General features: G+C 63.1%; 6 protein-coding genes and 2 tRNA genes. 1 reads left to right on the top strand and 7 read right to left on the bottom strand.

The window, feature by feature from the left end; genetic code table 11:
• From ACXAJV_RS09035 to ACXAJV_RS09020, 4 genes are all read right to left on the bottom strand, one after another.
• A partial coding sequence (locus tag ACXAJV_RS09035; RefSeq protein ID WP_475084438.1) for a GTP-binding protein occupies positions 1–109 on the bottom strand: 109 nt, incomplete at its 3' end.
• A gap of 370 nt (positions 110–479) precedes the next feature.
• Positions 480–553 (bottom strand) — tRNA-Gly (locus ACXAJV_RS09030).
• Between the two features lie 239 nt (positions 554–792).
• Positions 793–1,092: a GIY-YIG nuclease family protein gene (locus tag ACXAJV_RS09025; RefSeq protein ID WP_475084412.1), complete on the bottom strand. Its 300-nt coding sequence runs from the start codon at positions 1,090–1,092 to the stop codon at positions 793–795.
• 239 nt (positions 1,093–1,331) lie between these two features.
• Positions 1,332–1,416: transfer RNA gene (locus ACXAJV_RS09020), tRNA-Tyr, on the bottom strand.
• Between the two features lie 80 nt (positions 1,417–1,496).
• On the opposite strand from ACXAJV_RS09020, the gene rlmB reads away from it, so the two are divergent.
• The gene (rlmB, locus tag ACXAJV_RS09015; RefSeq protein ID WP_475084409.1) at positions 1,497–2,345 is read left to right on the top strand and encodes a 23S rRNA (guanosine(2251)-2'-O)-methyltransferase RlmB; all 849 of its coding nucleotides are present in this window, start codon (positions 1,497–1,499) and stop codon (positions 2,343–2,345) included.
• 34 nt (positions 2,346–2,379) lie between these two features.
• On the opposite strand, the gene ACXAJV_RS09010 is transcribed toward rlmB, so the two are convergent.
• The 3 genes from ACXAJV_RS09010 to ACXAJV_RS09000 all read right to left on the bottom strand — a co-directional run bounded on the left by ACXAJV_RS09010 (position 2,380) and on the right by ACXAJV_RS09000 (position 8,237).
• Positions 2,380–3,387, bottom strand: coding sequence for a GIN domain-containing protein (locus ACXAJV_RS09010; protein WP_475084407.1), 1,008 nt, complete (start codon positions 3,385–3,387; stop codon positions 2,380–2,382).
• A gap of 130 nt (positions 3,388–3,517) precedes the next feature.
• Positions 3,518–4,699: a DUF819 family protein gene (locus tag ACXAJV_RS09005; protein ID WP_475084405.1), complete on the bottom strand. Its 1,182-nt coding sequence runs from the start codon at positions 4,697–4,699 to the stop codon at positions 3,518–3,520.
• 259 nt (positions 4,700–4,958) lie between these two features.
• On the bottom strand, positions 4,959–8,237 hold the full coding sequence (locus ACXAJV_RS09000) for a VPS10 domain-containing protein (protein WP_475084402.1): 3,279 nt from the start codon (positions 8,235–8,237) through the stop codon (positions 4,959–4,961).
• Positions 8,238–8,336: the final 99 nt, after the last annotated feature.

Raw genomic sequence — 8,336 nt, 5'->3', positions numbered from 1 at the left:
CCAGAACCATCGTGATCGCTGCCGTCAGCGTCGTCTTGCCGTGGTCAACGTGACCAATCGTGCCAATGTTCGCGTGCGGCTTTGTGCGCTCAAACTTTTCCTTCGCCATCGTGTTTTCCTCTTGGACGCCGACCTAATCGCGAAGATGGCCATCGACGTAGATGCAAGTGAAACTGTTCGGATACGGCCGTACCCGAAGGACCGGGCGCGGGATAGCGCCGGTTTTGCCCAAAGGCAAGAGGCAAGCGCGGGATGATGCGGCTGCGCACGGCAGTCCCTGCACGCGGTCATGTCGGCATTTCGCGGATTAGCCGGAGGTGCTTGCGTCAGGGGGCGTGAAGCAGCGCAGTCGCAGACCGTCCGCCTACGCCGAGGCTTCGGGCGACATCCTCCTTCGCTGAAGCTCCGGAGGACAAGCCTCTTCGCCCCGGGGTGCGCGCTGCGGGTGGTCTGACACCCGAAGCCCGCAGGGCGAAGGGTGGAGCGGGTAGCGGGAATCGAACCCGCATCCTCAGCTTGGAAGGCTGCTGCACTACCATTGTGCTATACCCGCATCAGGGCGCTGGTGTTTACCGGTAACCGCGCCAAAGGTCGAGAGAGCAATTGAACACCGCTGCAGTGGCTGGCAAGCACGACCGCGCGCCAGGCCCCTGCGACGACATCAACGCCGTTACACGGCCGCCAAAAAGTCGGCGCTGAACAACCGCTACGAACCCAAAGGGTTCGCACGCGCGACCGCGCGTCGGGCGGTCAGCCCGCCCCATCGGAGGCGCGAGCGCGACAGTCTGGACATCACCCCTCGCCGCCAAGGTCCTTTGCCGCTGGTTCTTTCTTGGCGATCGAGCGGATTGACCAGAGGCGCTTCCTGGCGAATGCCTGACCGGAACCTGTTTTCAGATAGCGCTCGAAGGCGATAGCCTGATCGACATCCGAAAAGGCCAAGTATGTGACGAGCTTCCACGGCACATATTTGGAAGTGTGGGGCGAGCCGCCCGAATTGTGCCTCTCAAGCCGCGCACGCAAATCTCTTGTCATTCCGATATAGCGTTGCCCGGCAACAGAGACGCTTGCCAGAAGGTACACGTAGCGCATGACCCCTCCCCGGGCCAACAATACACCTTAACGTGCAAAGATAAGGATTGCCAGAAACGATGAGCCAGCGTCCGCTTTGGCCAGGGTGCGCGCTGCGGCTAGTTCCGAACTCGATGACAAAAGGAGGAATCGCGCGTGTCGCGGACATGCCCGCCTTCGCCAAGGCTTCGGCGGGGCACCTCTTCGCCCCGGGTGCGCGCTGCGGGTGGCTTGCCACCCGAAGCCCGCAGGGCGAAGGGTGGTGGAGGGGGCTGGATTCGAACCAGCGTACGCATAGCGGGCAGATTTACAGTCTGCTGGATTTAACCACTCTCCCACCCCTCCACAGGGTGCCTTCATGTCCGGAAATAACCGGCGGAAGGATGTCCTGCAACGAAGTCTCTCAGCTTGGCTTCAGCCGTGCTATGGCAGGCCTCACCGGGCGGAGCCCCGAAACAGGAGCGCGGACTATAGTGACGAAGAACCCAAGGCGCAACAGCCCCAATCGCCCCGATTACAGCCGCGGCTCCAGGCCTGCTGGCACAGGCGATTCGGGATGGATCTGGGGGCGTCACGCAGTGCTCGCCGCTGTCGCGAATCCGCGCCGGAAAATCCTCGAACTGCGCGTCACCCGCAATGCCGCGCGAGAACTGCCCGAAGGCACACAGGCCAACACCGTCGAACCGCGCGCACTGGACAATGACCTGCCCCCCGGTGCCGTGCACCAGGGCTTTGCCGCCCGCGCCGCCGCGCTGGATGCCGAACCGGTGGCAGGCGTCACCGATCCGACCCATGGCGCCCTGCTGGTGCTCGACCAGATCACCGACCCGCACAATGTCGGCGCGATCCTGCGCTCGGCTGCGGCCTTCGGCGTCCGCGCCGTGGTGATGCAGGACCGCAAGGCCCCGCCGCTTTTCGGCACCGTCTGCAAGAGCGCTGTGGGTGCCGCCGAACGCGTGGCGCATGTACGCGTCACCAATATCGCCGACACGCTGACCGAATTCCGCAAGGCCGGCCGTTTCGTGCTGGGCCTGGCCGGCGAAGGCGAGACCGAGCTGGCGGCGGCACTGGCCGGGCCGGACGGCACGGGGCACGGTCCGGGTATCGTTCTGGTGATGGGCTCGGAAGAAAAAGGATTGCGGCCGCGTGTGGCCGCCTCCTGCGATCAGCTGGTGCGCATCCCGATGACGCAGGCGGTGGAAAGCCTGAACGTCTCGAATGCCGCCGCGATCGCCCTGTACGAAGCGGCAAAATGGCGCCCGGCCCGGCCGTGAGGCCGGAGCGGACCGAAGCGCCACCTGCTGGAGCCTATTTGCTGCCGCCGGAGCGCAGCACGGTGCGGCCATTGCGGCGCCAGTCGATCGAGCCTTCGATCTCGGCAATCTCGACATCGCCGCCACCGCCTTCACGGATACGCACATCGGTCGCCGTACCGCCGAATCTGATATCGCCGGAGCCGTTGATGTCCGCCTCGAAGGGCTGCGCCTGACCACGGCGCACGGTAATGTCGCCAGAACCGGCAATACCGGCGTTGAAGGCACCGTCCATGCTACCGACGACCACATCGCCAGAGCCCGAAATATCGACATCAAGGCCGGCAACGCGGGCAAACTCGACATCGCCGGACCCGTTGATATCGACCTCGCTGTCACCGCGAACTTCGCCGGTTTCGACATCGCCGGACCCGTTGATCCCGACATGAATGCGGCCGCCGACCGTTCCGGCGACAACATCGCCGGACCCGTTGATGGCGATGTTCGCATCGCCGCCGATATCCCTGACGGTGACATCACCGGAACCGCTGATGCGGATCTCGGCGTCGCGGTCGATCATACCGGCGTCGAAGCGGCCACAGCTGTTCATCGCCAGGTCCAGCGCACCCAGATCGCCGGCCTCGCCGACAAAGGCGCTGTCATCGAGTTCGAACGTGATGGTGTCCGGCGCGGTGATGACCAGGGTCGGATACTCGTCGATGGAATGCGTTGCAAAGCGGCGGCCGATCCGGATTTCATTGTTGCGGGTGCGGCAGTTCAGATTGCGCACGCTCTGACCGCCATCGATCGTCACGCCATTGCGCGAGCCGCTGGCGACAGGATCCTCGGCGACATCTCCGGGATTGCGGATCTCGACGCGGATGTCCGATCCACCGGTGCGGATTTCCACACGGCCGATGAAGTTCTCGACGCGCACATGATCGCCGTCATAGCTCTGCCCGCCGCCCGACTGGGCGTTGGCGCCCATCGACAGTGCACCGATACCGGCCACCGTTGCCACGGCACCGGCGACAATTTTTCCGGTGATGGTTCTGTCAGTCATGGAACTCCCTCCAAATTCGCTTCTCCCCCCTTGGATGCACGGGAGGCCCCTGTCGGATGCAGTCTATGACAGCCTGCATCCTTCGGGCAGCTGAAGGCGGTGTGAAGCTCGCGTAATGTCGTACCGCGCGTCAGCCCGGCCAGAACTCGAACACGAGCGTCGCGATGGGTGTACCGATGGCATAGCCCAGCACCCCGACCAGCACGCCGGGCGTGACCAGATCCTTCCACCCCTTGGCCGCGGCCAGGGCCGGCGCCGTCGTCGCGCCGAGGATGGCGGCATTGGATGCAGTGATCAGTTCCGGCAGGGACAGGCGCAGAAGGCTGCCCAGACCGAACAGGACAGTGGCGTGCACCACCAGGAGAATGCCGATCAGCAACATCAGGATCGGTGCCAGCTGCAGCAGCGACACCACATCCGCGCCCGCCGCGATCATGGCAAAGAAGACAAAGCTGAGCGCGATCCCGATCTCATACCCGCCGCGCAGCCGCCCCATTGTCTTGGGGAAAGCGGTCGCGGGGATCAGTGAGAGAACCGAGATGATGGCAAACTTCCACTTGCGGCCGGCATCATCCCAGACCTGATCCAGGAGGTCCGCCACCAGGGAGCCGAGCGCGACCACGACCAGGGCATAGGCCATGGACAGGGTGAGCGAGGCCGGCGAGATCGAATCTTCCTCGGCAACCTCGATTTCGCCCTGGCTGTGATCGCGCTGGACGAAGCGCGAAGCGATCCAGCTGACACCGGGAATAATGGCCAGAAGGGCGAGGAAGAAGCCGGAATAAAGATTGTCGACGGCGGTCATCGCCGAGGCAAAACTGGGATCGGCTGCGCCGAGCCCGGTGGAGCTCATCAGCGCGCCATAGTTTACAGAGCCGCCGATATAGGTCGCCGTGAACGCGCCCGCCGCAGCGGCCTGGCGTGATCCGTACTCCGCGGCCACAGCCCCGATCTCATAATCACCGACATGGATCAGGGAGAAGGCGATGACCGCACCGATCACGGTCGCTGCTGCCGCGAGCATGAACGCCACTGCCATGCGGGTGGTCTCGAAGAAGATCCGCTTGAGATCCGCCTTCATCAGGAAGAGCGGGATCAGGACGGGGACGAAATAGGTCCAGACGAAATCATAGGCCGGGGCCGAGCTGGGGATGATACGCAGATTGGCCGCCAGGATGGCGATGAAGATCGCCGAGACCGTGCCGGTGACCAGCGCGCCGATGCGGGTCTTCTCCAGAAGAAACGCCACAGCGGCGATCGTGAACAATGCGGCCATGACGGCCAGATGATTGTCTGCCGGAATCAGCGACATGCACACTCCCCCTCTCGTCTGGCGCGGCACGTTAGTACGCGTCGCGCGACGAGGCAATTCACGCCCGTCTCCGGATGTTTGCGTCTTATTTTTGGGATATGGGCGGACCATAATTGATCGCCCGAACTAACCGCACCTGTCTGCGTTTGCCCTTACGGCTTTATCGGATGCAAGACTGCGCCACGACATTCAAACCTTTCGCGGGACAAGACCTCAGCCGGCGTCAGGACGCCAGCTGAGGTTCAGTCGTCGTGAAGCCTTACCAGGGCGGAATGGTCGCCCCCGGCGTCCAGGGTGCGCCCGCTTCCGCCAGTTCCGCCTCAAAGGCAGGAATGTCGTTTTCGACCAGCTCTGTCAGCCGATCACGCAGACCGGCGAACGCTTCCTCGGCCATCTGAAGCTGTGCTTCGTGTGCGCGGGACGGACCATAGGCAGAACTGCCGGTTCCCAATTGGGCGAAGGACAGGCGGGACGACACCGTGGAGGGTTCGGCACCATACTGCCCTTGCGTTGACTGATTACCCTGCAAGGCTTCCTCGATCGCCAACAGCTCCTGCCGCAAGGCTTCATGGCGCTCATCCAGAGCCCCGGGCGCCGTACGCGTGCGGTTCAGCGCTGACTGCAAGCGAGCCAGGCGGGTATGGGTCTGGTCAATGGAAGCGTTGGCAGCAGAGAGCTGCCGTTGCATGGCGCCCAGACGCTCCCAGAACGCGACAACCTCATCATCCGGCGCCCCTGGCAGAGCCCCTTCGGTGAGCCGCTCCACAACGATCTCCTGCGGCTCGCCGATGGAGGTGATTTCACCGCCCTCCTGACGCACGAGTTCAACCGAATAAAGCCCCGGGGCCACCAGATAACCGGATGTCTCGGCATCCGGTGTATCCGGTTCGGTCACAGCATTGGCGCTCGGATAGGTCAGATCCCATGCGACGCGATGGAAACCCGACGACACGCCGCCGGGCAGGCGGCGCACGACCTCGCCCTCACTGTCGCGGATCACCAGCCAGATGCGCGGCGGCGCCTCGCGGCGTTCGGCCTCGATCACGTCAAAGCCCGGGAAAGGCGTGTCTTCACCAGCCTCGATGGCCTCGCTTTCGGATTCCTGGCGGACTTCCGCGGAGGATTGCAGGCCCTCGTGCAGATAGTAGGTGATGACAGCGCCGAAAGGCGGGTTTTCCGCCTGGAAATAGCCATCGCCCTGCGAAGCCCGGAAGCTGAAACCGAGTTCGTGCTGCTGGAAATACCACCAGGCCCGGCGCACCGGGAACAGGCGGGACTCATTCTCCAGCATCTCCACCGACGCTTCGCGCAGGGGCGTGATATCATCCAGCACGTAGATCGAACGGCCGAACGTGCCCACCACCAGATCATCCTCGCGTTCATGGATCAGCAGATCGCGCGCGGGGATGGGCGGCATGCCGGCGGCCAGTTCTGTCCACTGCTCACCGCCATCGAGGGTGAAATAGACCCCGAAATCGGTACCGACGAAGAGCAGATCCGGATTTTCATGATCCTGCACGATACGCCAGACCGGTCCATTGTCCGGAAGGCCGTTCGTGATCATGCGCCAGCTGCGGCCCTGATTGTCCGAACGCAGCAGATAGGGGGCAAAATCGCCAGCCTTGTGATTGTCGAGCGCCATGTAGACGGTATCCGCGTTGAAGCGCGACGGCTCGAAATCATTGATATAGGCCAGATCCGGAACGCCGCGCAGCGCGCCGGCTTCGGTTTCGGACCAGGTCTCGCCACCATCGGTCGTGACCTGGATCAGTCCGTCATCGGTGCCGGCGTACAGCACGCTCTCATCGACCGGCGATTCCGCCAGGGCGCTGATCGTGTTGTAGTTCGACATCGCATAGAGGTCCCAGCCCGCTTCCCAGGACCATTGCCGGCCCATGATGGGTAGACGCATGCGATCCTGATCGCGGGTCAGGTCGCCGGAGATGGCGCGCCAGTTGTCACCGCGATCATCGGAACGCCAGACCCGCTGGGAGGCATGATAAACCCGCGTCGGCTCATGCGATGACACGACAAGCGGCGCATCCCAATTGAAGCGTTCGGCCGGATCGCCCGGCTGCGGTTGCGCCTGGATATAGACGATCTCGCCTGTGGTGCTGTCGATGCGGGCGAGACTGCCCTGTTGCCAGCTGGAATAGGCAATGTCGGGATTCCCGGGCTCCACATCCGGCTCGTGTCCGTCGGCAAACAGGGTGACAACCCAATTCGAGTTCCGGATGCCATGCAGGCTGTCCGTCCGCGACGGGCCCATTTGCGAACTGTTGTCCTGGGTACCGCCATAAACATTGTAGAAGGGTTCGGTGTCGTCCAGCGCAATATCGTAGAATTGCGTGATCGGCAGGTTGGAGATGAAGCGCCACGTGGCGTCACCGTCATAGGTTTCGTAGAGCCCGCCATCGGAACCGACAAGCATGTAGTCCGGGGCCGTCGGGTGGAAGGCAATGGCGTGATCGTCAACGTGCTTGGTCTCATTGTTGAGACCACGGAAGGTCGCACCACCATCGCTGGAAATCTGCGTCGTATTCGACACCAGGATGATCCGGTCGAAATGGTGCGGGTGGGCGTAGAGCTCCTGGTAATAGTGCGGGCCGGTACCGCCGGAGACGGTATCCGACATGCGCGTCCAGCTCTCACCGCGATTGCTTGAACGGTAGACGCCCCCGGTGCGGCGGTCCTCTTCGATGGCTGCGTAGAGGACATCCGGGTTCTGTGGTGAGATGGCCAGGCCGATCTTGCCCATATTGCCGTCCGGCAGCCCCGCCGTGACTTCACGCCAGGTTTCGCCCCCATCATCCGACACATGAAGACCGCTTTCCGGCCCCGCGCCCATATAGGCTGCCACGGTGCGGTGGCGCTGCCATGTGGCGGCGACCAGCCGGTCAGGATTGCGCGGATCCATCACGATATCGGTGACGCCAGTCCATTCCCCGGCCGACAGGACGAGATCCCAGGTCTCACCGCCATCGGTCGACTTGAACAGGCCGCGATCCCCGCCGGACGACCAGAGCGGCCCCTGGGACGCGACCCAGATCGTATTGGAATCCTCCGGATGAACCAGAATTTCCGAAATGTGCTCGGAATTCTCCAGTCCGAGATGGTCCCAGGTTTGTCCCCCGTCGCGCGACCGGTGAATGCCATTGCCGTACCCGACATGGCGGCCGCCGTGATTCTCGCCGGTTCCGACCCAGATCGTATGCGGGTTCTGCGGGTCGATCGTGACCGCGCCGATAGAATAGACATCCTGACCGTCAAAGATGGGCGTCCAGGTGGTACCGGCATTGTCCGTCCGCCAGACCCCACCGGATCCGACGCCGACTATCCAGCTTGAAGGCGTGTCTTGAAGAATTTCGATATCGCTGATCCGACCCGACATGAAAGCCGGACCGATGCTGCGAAACTCAAGGCCCGAGAAGTTTTCCGACGCCAGCGGCCCCGCCTCAGCGTCATCGCTTTCCTCGCTTTGCGCACAAGCAGCCGACGGCAGCGTGCATAGCAGCACGGCACAGATCATTCCCCGCATCGAATTCTCCCCTTTTGGTTCCGGCCAGACTATCAAGCGCCTAGAAAAAGAAAAGCGGAGCGCACGATTAGCAGGACCACCGCACTGCGCGCCTTGACT

Source organism: Maricaulis sp. ABE4_448, assembly GCF_056160825.1.
This window is presented reverse-complemented; position numbering and strand designations above follow the sequence as displayed.

Excerpts from the sequence above, each read along its gene's own strand:
- ACXAJV_RS09025 (WP_475084412.1), bottom strand. The coding sequence starts at position 1,092 with ATGCGCTACGTGTACCTTCTGGCAAGCGTCTCTGTTGCCGGGCAACGC.
- rlmB (WP_475084409.1), top strand. The coding sequence starts at position 1,497 with ATGGCAGGCCTCACCGGGCGGAGCCCCGAAACAGGAGCGCGGACTATA.
- ACXAJV_RS09010 (WP_475084407.1), bottom strand. The coding sequence starts at position 3,387 with ATGACTGACAGAACCATCACCGGAAAAATTGTCGCCGGTGCCGTGGCA.
- ACXAJV_RS09005 (WP_475084405.1), bottom strand. The coding sequence starts at position 4,699 with ATGTCGCTGATTCCGGCAGACAATCATCTGGCCGTCATGGCCGCATTG.
- ACXAJV_RS09000 (WP_475084402.1), bottom strand. The coding sequence starts at position 8,237 with ATGCGGGGAATGATCTGTGCCGTGCTGCTATGCACGCTGCCGTCGGCT.